Raw genomic sequence first — 17,163 nt, 5'->3', positions numbered from 1 at the left:
TGCCCGGATTTTGATTTCCCAAAACATATGCGTAAAAACTACTCTCGATTATTCTTGGTCTTAGCGCTCGGGCTGGGCAGTACTGCGGCCCACGCGCAGGCCGATTTTCAGCCGGGCTACATCGTGCAGCCGGCTGGCGACACGGTGCGCGGCGAAATCGACTACCGCGATGCCCGATTCAACAACAGGCAGTGCCGCTTTCGGGCTACGCCGGCCGCGCCCGTCACCACTTTCCTGCCTACTACCCTGCGCGCCTACGGCCTGCGCGATGGCAGTAAGGCGTATCGGTCGTTGGTGCCGGTTGCTCTGCTTGCCCCAACTGACCCGCCCACGCCAGCTTTTCTGGAGGTGTTCACCGATGGCCCGGCCCAGCTCTACACCCTGCGCGACAACGAAGGCACCGACCATTATTATGTAGCCACTCAAACTTTTCCGCTCACCGAGCTAGTGCAGCGCAAGGTAATGCTGGAGGAAGAGCGCCGGCTGCAAACGCAAAACATCTACCGCAACACACTTTCGCAGGCGCTTACCAATTGCCCCGTGGCCCAGGCCCTATTGCCGTCTCTGGCCTACACGGCTCAGGCCCTGGCGCGGGCCGTGGCAACCTATAATCAGTGCCAGTTACCCGCTGGCGCAAATGCTAGGCCATCTACGCCACTGGCCCAGCATCTGCGCCAGCGGGCTAGGTTCGGTGTAGTGCTGGCCGGCTCCCGCACGGTCACGCATGGTTATTATGGTGGGGGTACGCCGGCCTATAACTTCGAAATCGGACCCAGTATAACAGCAGTTGGTGGCTTGTCTTTTAACGTGCCCCTCACGCAGTTGAGTAACAAGCTATCTCTGGAGATAGAGTTATTGTATCAACGCCAGCATTATAACCAAGCTTATGGGCAAGGTATAAGCGGGCATTACGCCTACCAGTTTGACTTTGCTTATGCCAAGCTGCCAGTGCTCGTGCGCTATACGTTTCCTAAAGGCCGGGTGCGGCCACTGCTCGAAGTAGGCCCTACGCTATCCTATGCCCTAACGATGACCACCCAAACGGCTTTCGTTGACAATAGTAATGTGGCGTCACCTGCGGTAGGCTTCTTTGATAATGTCCACCGGCGTTTGCAAGAGGGCCTAGGTGGGGGGGTAGGCATGCAGTTTGGGTACTGGCAGGGCCGGCAAGCTACCCTACTGGCGCGCTATGAGCGCGATACCGGCTGGAGCGAAGCCCTGGATTTTGCTACGTGGTCTACGCATTTCTATGGACTGCTCGTGCTCAATATTTCTAAATAAAGCCGGTAGCCCTGCCAATTGTACTACCCGGTTCCTCATCGTATTTTCAGCCGGGTGGTGCGTCCTTTGTAAGTTGTTTTCATACTTTTAGAGATGATGCTATTTTTTAAGAGGCGTCGGCAAAGCCTGTTTGCATTGCTGGCCGTCGGTACCCTGGCCACCACCGCCTGCCAGCGCGGCCCGCTGCAAGCCACGGCCCACTTGCCTGCCTTCACCAGCCAGCCCGTGGGCAAGGCCATTACCCCCGATGCCGGCGCGGCCGACTACATCAAGCCCTTCCACGACCAGGTGGAGCGCCAGATGCAGGTGGTAATCGGCACGGCCCCGGTGGCGCTGGGCAAAAATGCCGGCGAAAACCCCATCGTCAACTTCGTGGCCGACTTGCAGCGCACAGCCACTAGTCAATTCTTTAAGGGCCAGATAATTGACTTGGGCGTGATGACCAACGGCGGTATGCGTAACTCGCTGCCCGCCGGTCCCATCACCGTTGGCAACGCGTTTGAGCTGATGCCGTTCGAGAATGAGCTGCTGGTGCTCGACGCGCCCGGCCCGGTGGTGCAACAACTGTTCGACTACGCCGCGCCAGTGGGCATGGCCGTATCGGGGGCCGTGTATACTGTGGGGCCCGACAAGCGCCCGCAGAACATCCTCATCGGCGGTAAGCCATTCGACCCCACCCGCACCTACAGCATCGCCCTGTCCGATTACCTGGCCGGCGGCGGCGACCACATGGAGTTTCTAAAGGCGGCCCCAGCGCGCCGCACCGGCCTGCTGCTGCGCACCGCCATCATCGACCACATCAAGGCCCTCACCGCCGCCGGCCAGCCCGTTACGGCCAAGGTAGAAGGCCGGGTGCGGTGATTTCAATTATCAGGGAGCAATTATCAATTGTCAGTCGTTCAGCCCTTAATTAATTGATAATTAATCCTCAAGCTATTTTATTAACATTCAGCATACCAGTCATCCACCTGATAATTGATGACTGATAATTGATAATTGAAATGTCTTCCCGTCGCGACTTTCTCCAGAAATCTTTGCTTGGTACGGCCGGCCTCAGCTTGCTGGGCCCCGGCCTCGTGGCCCACGCCGCCAGCGGTCCCGCCCGGCTCGTTATCCTGCACACCAACGATATGCACTCGCGCGTCGAGCCCTTCCCCGACAACGCCCCGCAGTGGGCCGGGCTGGGCGGCATGGCCCGGCGCGAGGCCCTCATCGACAGCATCCGCAAGCAGGAGCCGAACGTGCTGCTGCTCGACTCGGGCGACATCTGGCAGGGCACGCCGTACTTCAACTTCTTCCTCGGCGAGATGGAGTACAAGCTCATGAGCCGCATGAAGTACGATGCCAGCACCTTCGGCAACCACGACTTCGACAACGGCTTGGAAGGCTTGCAAAAGCAATTGCCCAACGCCGGTTTCCCATTTTTGGTGGCCAATTACGACTTCAGCGCCACGCCGCTGGCCGGCCGCTTCGCCCCGTACAAAGTATTTGAGCGCGCCGGGGCCCGAATTGGCGTTTTTGGCCTGGGCATCGAATTAAAAGGCTTGGTGGCCGATAAAAACTTTGGTACCACCCAGTACCTCGACCCCGTGACCGTGGCCAAGGCGCAGGTGCAGCAGCTGCGTCAGCACGAGCGCTGCGACATGGTTATCTGCCTCTCGCACCTGGGCTACAAGTATGAGAGCGAGAAGCTTGACGACCGCAAGCTGGCCGCCCAGGTGGGGGGTATCAACCTCATTTTGGGGGGGCACACCCACACCTTTATGCCCGCGCCCGAGCCCATTACCGGGCCCGCCGGCCACGTTACGCTCATCAACCAGGTGGGCTGGTCGGGCATCAACCTGGGCCGCATCGACTTCGATATGCGCCGCGGAACCCAACCGGTGCGCGCCACCGGCGCGCTGGTGCTGCCCGTAAGCGCTACCTGCTAGCCAGCCGACATAAGCAAGGATTTAGCGGCTTTTTTGTCTGCTGGTTTATGCGCAAATTTGTTCCCCCCAAGCCGGGCCGGTTATTCAATCGGCCCAACTTGGCGGGGTTTTTCGCCGCTGGCCGCGTGGGCCAAATCGTCCTTTTTCTCACCTCATGTCGCAGGATTTCCGCACCGTTTGGGCTAATTGCCTGCGCGTCATCCGCGCCGAGGTGGGGGAGCAAAGCTTTCGAACCTGGTTTGAGCCCGTTGCCCCGGTCGAGCTGCTGGGTAAGGTGCTCACCATCCAGGTGCCCAGCGTGTACTTCTACGAGTTCCTCGAAGAGCACTACGTAGAAGAGCTAAAACGTGCTATCTACCAGGAGCTTGGCCCCGAAGGCCGCCTGGAATACAGCGTAGTAGTGGACCAGGGCAACGCCCAGGCCTCGGCCAAAACCATGCACCTGCCGCCCGCCCGCAAGGCCGCGCCCAGCGCGCCGCCGGCCAGCGGCGGCCCCAACTACGGCACGGCCCCCGGCGGCATGCAGCCGGGCCGCCCGGCCGCGCCGCTGGCCCGCCACCTGGTGCCCGGCGGCAACACCGCCACGGCCGCGCAGGTCGCGGCCAATACGCTGCGCAACCCGTTTGAAGCCACCAAGACGATGGACCGCAACATCGTGCCGTCGCAGCTCAATACCACGTATACCTTTGATAACTACGTAGAAGGCGATTGCAACCGCCTGGCGCGCTCGGCTGGCCTCGCCGTGGCCAACAAGCCCGGTACCACCGCCTTCAACCCGCTGATGGTGTACGGCGGCGTAGGCCTGGGCAAAACGCACCTCGTGCAGGCCATCGGCAACCACATAAAGGCTACGAATACGGAGAAATTCGTGCTCTACGTGTCGGCTGAGAAGTTTACCAACCAGTTTATCGAGAGCCTGCAGCGCAACGCCGTGCAGGACTTCGCCAACTTCTACCTGCTCGTGGATGTGCTCATCCTCGACGACGTGCAGTTTTTGGCGAACAAGGGCAAGACGCAGGAGATGTTCTTCCACATCTTCAATCACTTGCACCAGGGCGGGCGCCAGATTATCATGACCAGCGACCGCCCCCCGCGCGAGCTCAGTGGCCTGGAAGACCGCCTACTCTCGCGCTTCAAGTGGGGCCTTACCGCCGACGTGCAAAGCCCCGACTTCGAAACGCGCATCGCCATCATCCAGAACAAGGCCCAGCAGGACGGTATGGAAATCGCGCCGCAGGTGGTCGAGTACCTGGCCCACTCGGTGCCCACCAATGTGCGCGAGCTCGAAGGCGTACTTACTACCCTGCTGGCCCAGAGCGTATTAACGCGCCGCGACATTGACCTGGAGATGGCCAAGCAGGCCCTGCGCCACATCATTGAGGAAGTGGAGGCGGAGGTCAACGTCGATTTCATTCAGAAAACGGTGGCCGACTACTTCAGCATTCCGGTGGCTTTGCTAAAAGAGAAAACCCGTAAGAAAGAAGTAGTTACGGCCCGGCAGGTGGCCATGTACTTCACCAAGGAGCACACAACGCACTCGCTCAAAACCATCGGCTACCACTTCGGCGGTCGCGACCACGCCACCGTCATTCACTCGGTGCAAACGGTGTCCGATTTAATTGATTCGGATAAGAAGTTCAAGGACCAAATCGTGGAGCTGCGCAAGAAATTCGTGCAGAAGTAGCAGTAGCGCGAAGCTGTTCGGGAAGTTCTTATAGAACGTCATGCTGAACGCAGTGAAGCATCTCGCTCGCCTCATTGGATGAAGCGAGCGAGATGCTTCACTGCGTTCAGCATGACGTTCTAAATAGTGCGCATTACCTACAAAATCTCTTTCGGGTAGCAGATATAATATTTCTGCACTTTCTGGCTAAGCGCCTGAATATTAGGTAAATCTGAAGCCTCGGTCACGTTCACTACTTTGCCGAGCTTGGTGAGAATGTTGATGGTTTCGTGGCCGCTGGGGTCGTAGGCAGTGTTGCTAAGGCGGCCGGTTATCATGAGCTGGCGGGCCTCGTCGGCGGGCAGCGCGAAGTGCTCGGCAATCAATTCGGCGATGCCGAGCTGAAATTCGTCGTCGTAAGGGTCGGGGCTGATGACGATTTTGAACAGCTGCCGGTTGAGCAGGCTTTGCGAGAGGAAGCTCAGGACTTTGTCCTCGTGGCTGGCCCACAGCTTCATGGCGGCCCAGATGTCCACATCATCAAGCTGCACGAAGTGGTTGAGGATGTGCACGTTCTCTTGAAACTCGGCCAGCGTAACGGCGCGGCCCAGGAAGTAGGTGAGGCAGCTGCTGCCGGGCACCGGCACGCCGGCGCGGGCCAGGTCGCGGGCCCGCTGCATCACCCGAATCACCATTTGCTCGGCGCTCGTAACCGTCTTGTGCAGATACACTTGCCAATACATGAGCCGGCGGCTCACCAGGAAATTCTCGACCGAGTACACGGCTTTTTCTTCCAGCACCAGGCGCTCATCCACCACTTGCAGCATTTTGATGAGACGGTCGGCGCCCGGCCGGCCCTCCTGCACGCCCGTGTAAAACGAGTCGCGGTTGAGGTAGTCGAGCCGGTCCATATCCAGCTGCGAGCTAACGAGCTGGTGGAAGAACGTGCGCCCGTAGCTGCCCTTAAACATCTCGATGGCCAGGCGCAGCTTGCCGCCAAACTCAGCATCGAGCCGCTCCATCAAAAACAGTGACAGCTGCTCGTGGGGCACATCTTGGAAGATGCTGGTTTCCAAGGCGTGCGAGAGTGGGCCGTGGCCGATATCATGCAGCAGAATGGCGATTTGGGCGGCCTCGCCCTCAGCCACCGAAATGGCTACGCCCTTGTCTTTGAGCGTGCGCAGGGCCAGCTGCATGAGGTGCATGGCCCCCAGCGCGTGGTGAAAGCGCGTGTGTAACGCGCCAGGATACACGAAGTTAGTGAGGCCCAGCTGCTGAATGCGTCGTAGCCGCTGGAAGTAGGGATGCTCGATAAGGTCGAACAGTAGCTCGGTGGGCACGGTCACGAACCCGTACACGGGGTCGTTGAAAATCTTCTTTTTATTCATCGGAGGCAAAACGCAGCCCAGCGGGCTGGTCGAAGGCATTAGCCGTTGTTTGGGGGTGGTTGGCCGATTAAGCCGGCCGTGATACGAACCCAAACCCCGGTTTTGCGGTAAAGCTACGGAAGGCCCGCCCACGCTCCTTGGATACTAGGACGCCGCCGGCTGCCGTTAGAACCGCTACCGCTTACTTTTTCCCGACGCGCGAAGCCCGCCTCCGCGCCCCTGCTTATGCAACGCTACTCCATTCTTTGGGCCGACGACGAAATTGATTTACTGAAGCCGCACATCCTCTTTTTGAAAGAGAAAGGCTATGATGTAACGCCCGTTAATTCCGGGGCCGATGCCCTGGAAGAAGTGCAGGAAAACTCCTACGACCTGGTTTTTCTCGACGAAAACATGCCCGGCCTCACCGGCCTCGAAACGCTCACCGAAATTAAGGTGGTGCGCCCCACGGTGCCCGTGGTGATGATTACCAAGAGCGAGGAAGAGCACATTATGGAAGGGGCCATCGGGGCGAAAATCGCCGATTACCTCATCAAGCCCGTCAATCCGAATCAGATTCTGCTGTCGGTGAAGAAAGTGCTGGACAACAAGCGCTTAGTAACCGAAGCCACCAATTCGGGCTATCAGCGCGACTTCCGCCAGCTGGGCATGCAGCTCTCCGACCGTCTTTCGCCCTCCGAGTGGGTAGACGTATATAAAAAGCTGGTTTACTGGGAGTTGGAGATTAACGAAACCGAAGGCAAGAGCATGGCCGAGGTGTTCAACATGCAGAAGGACGAGGCTAACACGTACTTCGGCCGCTTCATTATTGAGAACTACGAGGACTGGGTGAACGGCCGCGACAAGAACGCGCCCATGATGTCGCATCAGTTGTTTAAGGACAAGGTGTTCCCGCTGATGAAGCAGACCGGCGACACGCCCGTGTACTTTGTGCTCATCGACAACCTACGCTACGACCAGTGGAAGGTGCTCGAACCCATTATTGCCGAGTTGTTTACGGTTGATAGTGAGGAGCTGTACTACAGCATCTTGCCCACTACCACGGCCTACGCCCGTAACTCGATTTTTGCGGGCATGATGCCCGGCGATATCCAGAAGAAATACCCCAACCTGTGGGTGTGGGACGAGGACGAGGAAGGCAAGAACCTGCACGAAGCCGAGTTCCTGGAAATCAACTTCCAGCGCAACAACCAGAAGGCCAAGCACAGCTACCACAAGATAACTAACTTGCAGGCTGGCAAGGACTTGCTGGGAAAGATGGCCAACCTGCACAACAACTACAAGCTCAACGTTATCGTCTACAACTTTGTGGACATGCTCTCGCACGCCCGCACCGACATGGCGATGATACGCGAGCTGGCCGCCGACGAAAGCGCCTACCGCAGCCTCACGCGCTCGTGGTTCTTGCACTCGCCGCTCTACGAAATGCTGCAAACCATTTCGGAGAAAAAGGGCAAGCTCATCATCACCACCGACCACGGCACCATTCGGGTAAAGCGCCCGTATAAGATTGTGGGTGACCGCAATACGAACACCAACCTGCGCTACAAGCACGGTCGCAACCTGGGCTTCGACGAAAGCCGCGACATTTACGTGGTGCGCAAGCCGGAGGCGATTTTTCTGCCCCGCGAAAACGTGAGCACGGCCTACGTCTTCACGCTCGGCGACTATTTCTTCGCCTACCCCAACAACTACAACTACTACGTGAACTACTACAAGGACACGTTCCAGCACGGCGGCGTATCGCTGGAGGAGTGCATCATTCCGTACATTACGCTGACTGCCAAGGGGTAATAGATAACTAGTGAACCCCGCGAGAAAGCGGCGGTACGCAGCGAGCTACTCGCTGGGTGCCGCCGCTTTCTCGCGGAGTACCCTAAGCGAGTGCGCGCGCTAACAATGTGGTAGTAATAGGGTTAGCCGACCTACATTTGGCTGCGCCAAGCCCACCCTGTGTTCTGTTGGCTAGCTTGGGCATAGCCTATGACAACGCACTACTACCCGCACGAGCTGGCCCTCGCCCTGCAACAGCATTGGCCGGTTGAGGCCGCGCCCTTGCCTGCCACCGAGATACTCACGCAGCTTATTTCGGCGCTCTACCAGGCCAGCCTGCTGTTTGAGGAAGGGCGGGCCGTGGAGTGCCACGTGGCCTGGGCTACCCTGGCCCAGCTGGAAGCGCAGCCCGTGACGCTGCTCGACTTTCACCTCGTGCGCTTTGCCGAGCCCCGCGCCTGGAACGAGCAGGAGCTGCGGCGGCTGAGCCCGGCCGTGCAGCACCCCAGCAGCCTGCTGGTCGTGGAGCAAGCCCCCAGTGGGGAGCTCCAGGTGTGGGGCATGCTGTTCAGCGAGCACGAGTGGGACCAAGTGTTCGACAGCCCGGTCCGGTTGCAGGCAGCGGTGCCCCAGGCGCTGCTGATGCAGGTGAGTGGGCCGGGCAGCCTTGTATTCTACTACGGGTCCCGCCGCTTGCTCACGTTGCAGCGCGGGCGCATCGATGGGCACGGGTTCTTGCAGTTCCCAATGGCCTGGGGCGAAGGACGCTTCCTGGAAAACCACCTGCTGGCGGGGGTGGGGCTGGGCGGTGCCCCCCTGCTGCCCGCCCAGGACGAGCTCCTGTTGCAGCTGGTGCTGCACATGCAGCGGCGAGCCCTCACCCGCCTGCGGGCCAGCGGCCACGGGGGGCTGGTGGTGCTAGTGCCCACCCAGCAGGTAGCGGCCCTCACCGCGCCGGGCGGCGTGCTGCGCCCCAAGTACCGGCTGCTGCCCGCCGGGGCCGGCCCGCGCTACCGGGCCGTGGTGCAGGCGCTGGTGCGGCGGCTTAGGGTGCTGGGCGAAGTCAGCTGGGAATACTTCCGGCACTCGCCCGATGAGGAGCTGCGCACGCTCACCGCCCAAATCGACTATTTCTCCGACTACATCGCCGGTATGACGGCCGTTGACGGGGCGCTGGTACTCACCCAACAAATTGATATCGTGGGCTTTGGCGTGGAGATTCAGGCTACCCAGGTGTCACTCAGCGCGGTGTACCGGGCCCTGGACATGGAAGGCACCCGCCTGCAAGCCGTGCCCGCCGACCACGGCGGCACCCGGCACCGGGCGGCCTACCGCCTGTGCCTGGCCGCGCCCGAGTGCCTCGCCATTATCGTGTCGCAGGATGGCAACGTGCAGTTTGTGCACAACCAAGGTGGCAAGGTGGTATTCTGGGACCAGCTGTCATTCTGAGCGCAAGGTTTCGCGAGGTAAAAAGAGGTTTCGCAAGGTTTTCCCAACAGAATTAATCGTTAGGAAAACCTTGCGAAACCTCTTTTTACTTCGCGAAACCTTGCGCTTAGGTTTTCTGCTTCTTCTTCTTAGCCGCCGGGAAAAGCACGTTGTTCAAAATCAGGCGGTAGCCCGGCGAGTTGGGGTGCAGCGAGAGGTCGGTGGGCTCTTCGCCCACCAAGTGCTGGTAGTCTTCGGGGTCGTGGCCGCCGTAGAAAGTCCAGGTGCCCTTGCCGAGGGTACCGTGCATGTAGCGCACCTCGCCGGTTTGCTTGGTTTCGCCCATCACGATGACGTCGGGCTTGATGAGGCTTTTGCGAAACGCCGTGGTTTGGCCCATGAAGCCGTGCACGGTTTTTTCGTGGTTCTGGGTGAGCATGGTGGGCACCGGGTCGTACTTAGCCGAGAACGTAAAGAGTTGAAAGTAATCGTTTTGCTCGTACAGGCCACGCTCGCCGGGCTGCATGTCGATGTTGGAGTACTCGTATTCGAAGGGGTTGGTTTTGAGCTGAAAGTTCTGGAAAGCCAGCGTGCGGTTGAAGTTGAGCTTGCTTTGGGCAGCGGGGTCGGCGGGGTCGCCGTCGTACATCTCGGCTGCCATGTCGATGCCCAGGCCGGCCAGGGCAATGTCGTAACTATCAGTGGCTGAGCACATGGCGAACATGAAGCCACCGCCCGCAATGAACTCCTGCATTTTCACGGCTTCGGCGGCCTTCATGCTGCTCACCTTCTTGAAGTTGTTGCGCTTGGCGGCAGCTTCCGAGTCGCGCACCTGCTGCTGGTACCAGGGCGCGTAGCGGTAGGCGGCGTAAAACTTGCCGTACTCGCCCGTAAAATCCTCGTGGTGCAGGTGCAGCCAGTCGTACTTGGGCAGCACGCCGCTCAGCACCTCATCGTCGTAAATCTTGTCGTACGGAATCTCGGCGTAGGTGAGCACCATCGTCACGGCATCGTCCCAGGGCTGCTTGCCCTTGGGCGTGTACACCGCAATTTTGGGCACCTTCTCCAGCTTCATCACATCCATGTTGGCGTTGGGGTCGGCAATCTGCTGCAAAATGCCGGTGTACTGCGCCTCCGAGATGGTTTGGAACGTGATGCCGCGCACGGCCAACTCGTTTTCCAGGGCCGGCTGCGACTCGCAGGCAAACGAGCCGCCCCGGTAGTTGAGCAGCCAATCGACCTCCAGCTGCTTGCTCAACGCCCAGTAGCACAGGCCGTAAGCTTTAAGGCATTCCTTCTGGGTATTATCCATCGGGATAAAAATGCGGTTGGCGCGGGCCGCCAGGGGAGGGGTCAGCAGGGCCACGAGCAACAGGCACCCAGGCAATAAACGGTTCATAGATAGGAGGACATAAGTGGCGGAGCCAACACCGGCTAACGGCATAGCCGCCGGGGCTGGTTCAACAATAAGGGCCGGCCGCGGATAAATTCACAGCTTAAGTTAGGGCGAACCTACCGAACTTTCGCCCACTTCTATCCTTCCTCATGCAAACTGTGCTGTGTATTCCGGGCCCGTGGGTTAGCCGAACCGATTTTATGCAGGCGCTGCTAAAGGCCCGCAACGGGGAGTACCTTTTCTTGGGCGGTATTCTGGCGAAGCCCGCCGCTGACGCGCATTTCCTGCTGGAGCTCTACGAGCCTGACCCGGAACTGGAAGCGGCCTTTGGGCGGGCGGGCCGGTTTTCGGACATGAGTGAGGCCGCCGTAGCGGCCATCGGCGCGCACCAAATGGTAGCCTACCTGCTCACCCCACCCGACGTAGCGCCCGGCCATGCCAGCGCCCGGGCGGTAGCCCAGGCCGCCGCGGCTTTGCTCGACGCGGGCGGCCTGGCCGTGAAGGTCGAAACGGCCGGCAAGGCCTTTGAGGCCGCGCAGTGGCAAGCGCTCACGGCCGCTGACGAGGCCGGGGCCCGGTGGGAATTGTTCGTGGCGGCGGCCATTGGCACGCCGGAAGGGGCGTTTTTTACTTGCGGCATGCACAACCTGGGCCTTAAAGACGCGCTCGTGCGCTACCTGCCCGCCGCCGATGCTACGCAGCTGCTGCGCGAGTTCACGTGTTTTGGGGTGGCCGAGCAGCCCGTGCTGGGTCCCGGCCACACGTTTAGCGTGGCCGCCGACGCGCCGGTTTATCGCCTCGCCGAAGCGGAGCAGCAGCCCTACGCCGGCTACCCGGACTTTGAAAACCCCTACGGCATGTGGGAATTACTTGCTCAGTAATTTATTTTTCAAGCGACTGATAATAAGTAATTTGTACTTAATGAGGCCATCTTGCCGCATTGTGTTTAACTCAGTTAACGCTATCCCATCGGCAAAAACCAGCGACTTATCATGCAAAATCTCACTCCCGCAGAAGTGCCTGTTGCTGCCGCTACCTTACCTTCCTGGCTGGCGTGGCCAATGGGAGTGCTGTGCCTACTTGGTATCGTGGGGCTCGTCTATAGTATTGGGGCTATTATCAAACTCTACGACCCTGCCGAAAATGCTTTCGAATGGCCTGCCTCGCAGGCTGTTTTTCAGTTTAAGCTAACCCAGGCCGGTGACTATGAGCTGGCTTGCAAGCGGCCCGGGCAGTGGGACCGCTACTTCGATGTGCCAGCCGCCACCCTGAGCGTGTGGGAGCTAAGCACCGGGGCCGAACACTCGGTGCAGTCCAGTGGCTGGAATTTTATGAAGCGCACCGATTTAGGTGGCGCTACCACCCTGCGCATTGGTAATTTTCAGGCGTCGGCCCCTGGGCAGTTCGAATTGCGCAATCCAGATGCGCGTTTATTCAAAGATGGCGACAAGCTGCGGATACTGCCCACTACCGGCATCCGCGGCATTTTGCTCATATTTGCCCTCATTGCTTCAGCCTTTGCCATGCTAGGCGGCCTCATCCTCGGGCTTATTGCGGGGCGGGGCCAGTAGCCCGCGTAGCGGCAAACGGGTTAGTTTTGCGGCCAGGCCCAGCGCTTCTCGCCGGGGCCTGCTAGCTCCATGAGTTTTTTAGAAAATATCCGGGAGGCGCTGCGCTCCATCTCCGGCAACTTGCTGCGCACCGTGCTCACCGCCCTCATTGTCAGCATTGGGCTGATGGCCCTGGTGGGTATCCTCACGGCCATCGACGCCATGCGCAGTTCGCTGGGCGACACCTTCGCCAGCCTGGGAGCCAATGCCTTCGAAATCAAAGCTAAAGGCTACGGCAACCGCTTCCGGCGCGGGGGCGTGCAGGGCAAGCAGTACCCCGCGCTTAGCTACCTGCAAGCCACGCTCTATAAAAAGGAGTTGGTGCGCCGCGAGCCGGGCACGGTGGTGGGGCTGTCGGCCTTCATCAGCGGGGCCACCGAAATCAAGGCCAGCGGCCTCAAAACTAACCCCAACATGCAGGTGGTAGCCGGCGACGAAAACTACCTGCGCATCCAGAGCTACGCCCTAACCCAGGGCCGCACGTTCTCGCCCGCCGAGCTTAACAGCGGGGCCAACGTGGCCATCATCGGGGCCGAGATGAAGGACAAGCTTTTCCCGCAGGTAACGCCGGTGGGTAAGTATGTGTACGCGCTGGGCCAGCGCTTCCAGGTGGTGGGCCTGCTCGATAAAAGCGGCAGCACCATGGGCGGCTCCGGAGCCGACCGCCTGCTGCTGGTGCCCCTCGAAACCGGCAACCAGCTACCCCGCAAGGGTGCCCTCACCTACGACGTAAAAACGGCCACCCCCAACGCCTCTTCCCTCAGCTTTTTGCAGGGCCAGGCCACTGGCGTGATGCGCGCCGTGCGCAACGACCGCCTGGGCCAGGAAGATTCCTTCGAGCTCGAAAGCCCCGAGTCGCTCACCGGCACGCTCGACTCGCTCACCGGCAAAATGCAGGTGGCCGGAGGCATCATCGCGTTTCTGGCGCTGCTGGGGGCCAGCATCGCCCTCATGAACATCATGCTGGTATCGGTGACGGAGCGCACCCGCGAAATCGGGATTCGCAAGGCACTCGGGGCCACTGCCAAGCAGGTGCGGCTCCAGTTTTTGCTGGAGGCTATTGTCATTTGCGTGATGGGCGGCACGTTCGGCATCTTGCTGGGCGTAGGCGCTGGCAACGCTGTGGCGGTGCTGGCGGGCAGCAAATCGTTTATCGTGCCCTGGGCCTGGGTAGGGGTGGGCCTCACCATCTGCATCACGGTCGGGCTGCTGGCGGGCTCGTACCCGGCCGGTAAGGCCGCCGCGCTGGACCCCATTGACAGCCTGCGCTATGAATAGCCGACCGCCTAACGCGGTCAGCACGTAAAAAGGGTGCCCCACTGCAAAGTGAGGCACCCTTTTTACATTTGCATAACTTACCATTTGTGCAAATGTCCGCTCCCGACTCTATTGGCCAACGCTTTTCCCAACTTATTCAGCACCTGGGGCTGAGTAAAAATGCCTTTGCGCAATCGTTGGATAAAACCGCCACCGTTATCCAACACCTTGTTGATGAACGCAATAAACCGGGATATGACCTTTTGTGTAAGGTGTTTGATACGTACCCAAATGTATCGAAAGATTGGCTGATGCTTGGCCAGGGGCCCATGCTGCTGGAGCCTGCCGCTGCCGAAGCCAGAGTCGTCTTTGCCCCTGAAGCCAGCGCTCCGGCCGCGCCGCCTACCCCGCCGGCCGAAGCATTTGAGCCGCCGCTTCCCCCGCCGCTGCGCCGCCGGGCCACCGATGATGGGGCCCTGCTGCAACCCGCTGATATTGCCGCTACCGTGGCCCTTGCCGCTGCCAATCTTCCTAGGCCCGCCGCTACAGCCAGCATACCAGCTGCCGCGCCCAGCGTGTCGGCTGTGCACGCTAGCGTGCTCCCGCTCCCGGCCGCTGTGCCCATTCCTGCCGCCTTGCCCGACCCCGGCTACCTTACGGCTGCCCTCCAAACGCAGTACCTGCAACATCAGTTAGCCCTGGCCGAGCAGCGCAACCAGCACTTGGTAGAGCAGCAGGCGCTCATGCAGCAAATGGTGGCTTTGCTGCAACGGGCTAGCTGAACTGCTGATTTATCGAATTATTCGGATTTTTTAGGATGGCGTGTTCGCTACCAATCCAACTGCGTTTTAGCTTCAACCAAAAAGGCCCGCTTATGCGGGCCTTTTTGGTTGAAGCTAAAACGCAAGAAGCTTAAAGATTCTGCGACTTAGGCAAAAGTCAAACGGTCCCAAAATCCGATTAACCTGACGAATTCGATAAATCCGCGGTTCAGACAAACAAGCCGACTTCCTCGGCTTCCATCAGCCCCAGCGCATTCACCTGAGTGAGGCGTAGCGGCCGGATTTCGCCCACCAGCAGCGGGTCGTACTTGGCCGCCACGCGGATGTAGTTGGGCGTGTAGCCCTCCACGCGGCCATCGGTTACGTCGTCCTCGAAAAGTACTTCCGTCTCAAAGCCAGCGTGTTGCTCGTAAAAAGCCCGCTTTTTCTTTTCCGACAGGCTGCGTAGCTGCGTGGTGCGCTCCGAGCGCACGCGCTCGGGCACCCGGCCGGGTAGGGTAGGCGCCAATGTGTTATCCCGCTCCGAATAAGGAAATACGTGTAAATAGCTGATTGGCAATTCGTTAAGAAACTGATAGGTTTCCAGGAAATCAGCCTCCGTTTCGCCCGGAAAGCCCACAATCACGTCAACCCCAATGCCGGCGTGCGGCATCAGCTCCTTGATGCGGGCCACGCGCTCGGCGTAGAGGGCCCGGCGGTAGCGGCGGCGCATAAGGCCCAGGATTTTATCGGAGCCGCTTTGCAGCGGCAAGTGGAAGTGCGGCATAAAGCGCCGCGAGGCCGCCACGGTCTGGATAATCTCATCAGTGAGCAGGTTGGGCTCGCACGAGCTGATGCGGTAGCGGCGCATGCCTTCCACCTGGTCGAGGGCTTCAACCAATTGGGTGAAGTTTTCGACCCGCTCCCGGTCAGGGCCCTGAATGCCAAAGTCGCCGAGGTTCACGCCCGTGAGCACTACTTCCTGCACGCCCTGGCTGGCCAGCGTTTCCACGCGCGCCACCACTGAGGCCACGCTGCCCGAACGGCTCGCGCCCCGCGCCAGCGGAATGGTGCAAAACGAGCACGAGTAGTCGCAGCCATCCTGCACCTTCAGAAAGGTGCGCGTGCGCTCGCCCAGCGACTGCGCCGGGTGAAACTCGTGCGCCGCGCTGATGGGCGAGGCAAACATCCGACCCGGCCCCGCCGCCGCGCCCGGCAAGGGTAACTCCAGCTCAGTCAGGATTTCGGCCAGCCGAAACTTCTCGGCGGCCCCCAGCACCGCGCCCACGCCGGGGATGTTGGCAATTTCGGCGGGCTTGAGCTGGGCGTAGCAGCCCACAATGGCCACGAAAGCCTGCGGATTATGCTTGAGGGCCTGCTGCACCACGCGCCGACACTTGCGGTCGGCGTGGTCAGTGACGGAGCAGGTATTGACGACGTACACGTCAGCGCCCTGCTCAAACTCGACGCGGCGCACGCCGCGCTCCTCAAACTGCCGGCCCAGGGCCGACGATTCGGAGAAGTTGAGCTTGCAGCCCAACGTATAAAAGGCAACGGTTTGCGGAGTCATATAGTGGTGAGCTGCTAGCCTTTAGCTACTAGCTGTCAGCTTTTGTTCTGCCTAATAATAGGTGGTGGGCAACGCACTGTTACGGTAAGTTGCCCGCCTACGATAGGCCCGTAAAGTTACGGCCCGCCGGTTGGCCAGCCAGTTGGCCCGCCAGCAAGGGAGGCCGGCCAGTGGGAAGCTGGTCGGGGTGATTCTCAACAAAAAAGCCGGAACAACGGCTCCGGCTTCTCTGAAAAAAACGTGGGTGCAGTGGCTGTCCCACCGCTGGCTGCGCGGCTAAGCGCCGGCAAATAGCTGCTCCTCGTGCTGGCTCACGTCGAGGCCCAGGCGCTCGTTTTCGCCCGTTACGCGCAGCGGCGTGAGGAGGTCGGTGAGCTTGAGCAGCGCAAACGACGCGCCGAAGGTGAAGGCCGACACGATAACCAGCGTCAGCAGGTGTTTCAAAAACAGCTCGGTACCGCCGTAGGCCAGGCCATCGACGGCCGCCGTGTTCACGGCCCTGCTGGCGAAGATGCCGGTCCGTAAGCAGGCCCACCATGCCGCCGACGCCGTGGCAAGGGAACACGTCGAGGGTGTCGTCGAGGCGCGACTTAGAGCGCAAATGCGCGAAGAAATTGCTGGTAGCGCCGGCTACTACCCCAATGAAGATGCTCACCGGCACCGTTACGTAGCCCGAGGCGGGCGTAATGGCCACCAAACCCACCACGGCCCCAATGCCACGCCCAAGCCCACCACGTCGTTGAAGGCGTAGTTGCCATACACGGCCACGCTCCGGGCTGCCAAACTTATCAGTGTAGAGCGTTTCTTGGGCCGCACTGCCGGGGCGAAAATCGTAGCGCCCGTAGGCCGTATTGAAACCCAGGTAAAGTTCGGGCGCAACTTGGTAGCTGGCCGCCACGTCATACAGGTTGCGCACGTAGTCGCCAAACTCCGTCGGTAGGGTGCCCGCCTTTACTAGGCTGTTGAGGTAGGTATCGTCGCCGTAGCCGCCTATCCAGTTCAGGTATACCGTGCAGGTGGGCAGGGGCTTAAGAGGGTGTTAGGGAATTAAGCAGGCGCTAAGCGGTTGAGGCACATGGTCATGTTGGCAATGAGCAGCCAGGCT

Annotated in this window: 14 protein-coding genes and 1 pseudogene; 10 read left to right on the top strand and 5 right to left on the bottom strand. The window is 60.1% G+C overall.

Annotation, left to right across the window (positions count from 1 at the left end):
- Window positions 1–54: 54 nt before the first annotated feature.
- The 4 genes from ACYVGC_RS17870 (at window position 55) to dnaA (ending at window position 4,896) form a co-directional block, all read left to right on the top strand.
- Entirely contained in the window at window positions 55–1,281 is a 1,227-nt protein-coding gene (locus ACYVGC_RS17870; protein WP_460585212.1) for an outer membrane beta-barrel protein, read from the top strand.
- A gap of 93 nt (window positions 1,282–1,374) precedes the next feature.
- Complete coding sequence (locus tag ACYVGC_RS17865) at window positions 1,375–2,142, top strand: bifunctional UDP-sugar hydrolase/5'-nucleotidase (protein WP_460585211.1); 768 nt, start codon at window positions 1,375–1,377, stop codon at window positions 2,140–2,142.
- A 140-nt stretch (window positions 2,143–2,282) separates the two neighbouring features.
- On the top strand, window positions 2,283–3,212 hold the full coding sequence (locus tag ACYVGC_RS17860; protein ID WP_460585210.1) for a bifunctional metallophosphatase/5'-nucleotidase: 930 nt from the start codon (window positions 2,283–2,285) through the stop codon (window positions 3,210–3,212).
- Window positions 3,213–3,366: 154 nt separating this feature from the next.
- Window positions 3,367–4,896, top strand: coding sequence for a chromosomal replication initiator protein DnaA (gene dnaA / locus ACYVGC_RS17855; protein WP_460585209.1), 1,530 nt, complete (start codon window positions 3,367–3,369; stop codon window positions 4,894–4,896).
- 137 nt (window positions 4,897–5,033) lie between these two features.
- On the opposite strand, the gene ACYVGC_RS17850 is transcribed toward dnaA, so the two are convergent.
- Window positions 5,034–6,263, bottom strand: a complete 1,230-nt coding sequence (locus tag ACYVGC_RS17850) for an HD domain-containing protein (RefSeq protein ID WP_460585208.1) — start codon at window positions 6,261–6,263, stop codon at window positions 5,034–5,036.
- Between the two features lie 225 nt (window positions 6,264–6,488).
- On the opposite strand from ACYVGC_RS17850, the gene porX reads away from it, so the two are divergent.
- Both porX and ACYVGC_RS17840 read left to right on the top strand, forming a co-directional pair.
- On the top strand, window positions 6,489–8,057 hold the full coding sequence (gene porX, locus ACYVGC_RS17845) for a T9SS response regulator signal transducer PorX (RefSeq protein WP_460585207.1): 1,569 nt from the start codon (window positions 6,489–6,491) through the stop codon (window positions 8,055–8,057).
- A 189-nt stretch (window positions 8,058–8,246) separates the two neighbouring features.
- Window positions 8,247–9,485: a putative sensor domain DACNV-containing protein gene (locus tag ACYVGC_RS17840; protein WP_460585206.1), complete on the top strand. Its 1,239-nt coding sequence runs from the start codon at window positions 8,247–8,249 to the stop codon at window positions 9,483–9,485.
- 106 nt (window positions 9,486–9,591) lie between these two features.
- Here the strand turns inward: ACYVGC_RS17840 and ACYVGC_RS17835 are convergent, their stop codons facing one another.
- Window positions 9,592–10,863, bottom strand: coding sequence for an asparagine synthetase B (locus ACYVGC_RS17835; RefSeq protein WP_460585205.1), 1,272 nt, complete (start codon window positions 10,861–10,863; stop codon window positions 9,592–9,594).
- 197 nt (window positions 10,864–11,060) lie between these two features.
- Between ACYVGC_RS17835 and ACYVGC_RS17830 the strand changes: the two genes are divergently transcribed.
- The 4 genes from ACYVGC_RS17830 to ACYVGC_RS17815 all read left to right on the top strand — a co-directional run bounded on the left by ACYVGC_RS17830 (window position 11,061) and on the right by ACYVGC_RS17815 (window position 14,509).
- Window positions 11,061–11,741: a hypothetical protein gene (locus tag ACYVGC_RS17830; RefSeq protein ID WP_460585204.1), complete on the top strand. Its 681-nt coding sequence runs from the start codon at window positions 11,061–11,063 to the stop codon at window positions 11,739–11,741.
- Between the two features lie 111 nt (window positions 11,742–11,852).
- Window positions 11,853–12,431, top strand: coding sequence for a hypothetical protein (locus ACYVGC_RS17825; protein ID WP_460585203.1), 579 nt, complete (start codon window positions 11,853–11,855; stop codon window positions 12,429–12,431).
- Window positions 12,432–12,500: 69 nt separating this feature from the next.
- Window positions 12,501–13,748, top strand: a complete 1,248-nt coding sequence (locus tag ACYVGC_RS17820; RefSeq protein WP_460585202.1) for an ABC transporter permease — start codon at window positions 12,501–12,503, stop codon at window positions 13,746–13,748.
- Between the two features lie 92 nt (window positions 13,749–13,840).
- Entirely contained in the window at window positions 13,841–14,509 is a 669-nt protein-coding gene (locus tag ACYVGC_RS17815) for a hypothetical protein (protein ID WP_460585201.1), read from the top strand.
- Window positions 14,510–14,717: 208 nt separating this feature from the next.
- Here the strand turns inward: ACYVGC_RS17815 and mtaB are convergent, their stop codons facing one another.
- The 3 genes and pseudogenes from mtaB to ACYVGC_RS17800 form a co-directional block, all read right to left on the bottom strand.
- Window positions 14,718–16,058 (bottom strand): MiaB/RimO family radical SAM methylthiotransferase, encoded by a 1,341-nt coding sequence (mtaB, locus tag ACYVGC_RS17810; protein ID WP_460585200.1) that lies wholly within the window; start codon window positions 16,056–16,058, stop codon window positions 14,718–14,720.
- 276 nt (window positions 16,059–16,334) lie between these two features.
- Window positions 16,335–16,553 carry a hypothetical protein gene (locus ACYVGC_RS17805; RefSeq protein WP_460585199.1) on the bottom strand — a complete coding sequence of 73 codons (219 nt, stop codon included), beginning with the start codon at window positions 16,551–16,553 and terminating at the stop codon, window positions 16,335–16,337.
- A gap of 109 nt (window positions 16,554–16,662) precedes the next feature.
- Window positions 16,663–16,713: pseudogene (locus tag ACYVGC_RS17800) on the bottom strand (hypothetical protein); the annotation flags it as partial.
- Window positions 16,714–17,163 lie beyond the last annotated feature (450 nt).

Source organism: Hymenobacter arcticus (assembly GCF_054779975.1).
The sequence above is the reverse complement of the archived record's forward strand: the minus strand, read 5'-3'. Positions and strand labels throughout refer to the sequence as shown.

What these genes read in the sequence shown, in the direction of transcription:
- ACYVGC_RS17840 (WP_460585206.1), top strand. Translation starts at nt 8,247, where the DNA reads ATGACAACGCACTACTACCCGCACGAGCTGGCCCTCGCCCTGCAACAG.
- mtaB (WP_460585200.1), bottom strand. Translation starts at nt 16,058, where the DNA reads ATGACTCCGCAAACCGTTGCCTTTTATACGTTGGGCTGCAAGCTCAAC.
- ACYVGC_RS17860 (WP_460585210.1), top strand. Translation starts at nt 2,283, where the DNA reads ATGTCTTCCCGTCGCGACTTTCTCCAGAAATCTTTGCTTGGTACGGCC.
- ACYVGC_RS17820 (WP_460585202.1), top strand. Translation starts at nt 12,501, where the DNA reads ATGAGTTTTTTAGAAAATATCCGGGAGGCGCTGCGCTCCATCTCCGGC.
- ACYVGC_RS17815 (WP_460585201.1), top strand. Translation starts at nt 13,841, where the DNA reads ATGTCCGCTCCCGACTCTATTGGCCAACGCTTTTCCCAACTTATTCAG.
- dnaA (WP_460585209.1), top strand. Translation starts at nt 3,367, where the DNA reads ATGTCGCAGGATTTCCGCACCGTTTGGGCTAATTGCCTGCGCGTCATC.
- ACYVGC_RS17830 (WP_460585204.1), top strand. Translation starts at nt 11,061, where the DNA reads ATGCAGGCGCTGCTAAAGGCCCGCAACGGGGAGTACCTTTTCTTGGGC.
- porX (WP_460585207.1), top strand. Translation starts at nt 6,489, where the DNA reads ATGCAACGCTACTCCATTCTTTGGGCCGACGACGAAATTGATTTACTG.
- ACYVGC_RS17850 (WP_460585208.1), bottom strand. Translation starts at nt 6,263, where the DNA reads ATGAATAAAAAGAAGATTTTCAACGACCCCGTGTACGGGTTCGTGACC.
- ACYVGC_RS17835 (WP_460585205.1), bottom strand. Translation starts at nt 10,863, where the DNA reads ATGAACCGTTTATTGCCTGGGTGCCTGTTGCTCGTGGCCCTGCTGACC.
- ACYVGC_RS17865 (WP_460585211.1), top strand. Translation starts at nt 1,375, where the DNA reads ATGATGCTATTTTTTAAGAGGCGTCGGCAAAGCCTGTTTGCATTGCTG.
- ACYVGC_RS17825 (WP_460585203.1), top strand. Translation starts at nt 11,853, where the DNA reads ATGCAAAATCTCACTCCCGCAGAAGTGCCTGTTGCTGCCGCTACCTTA.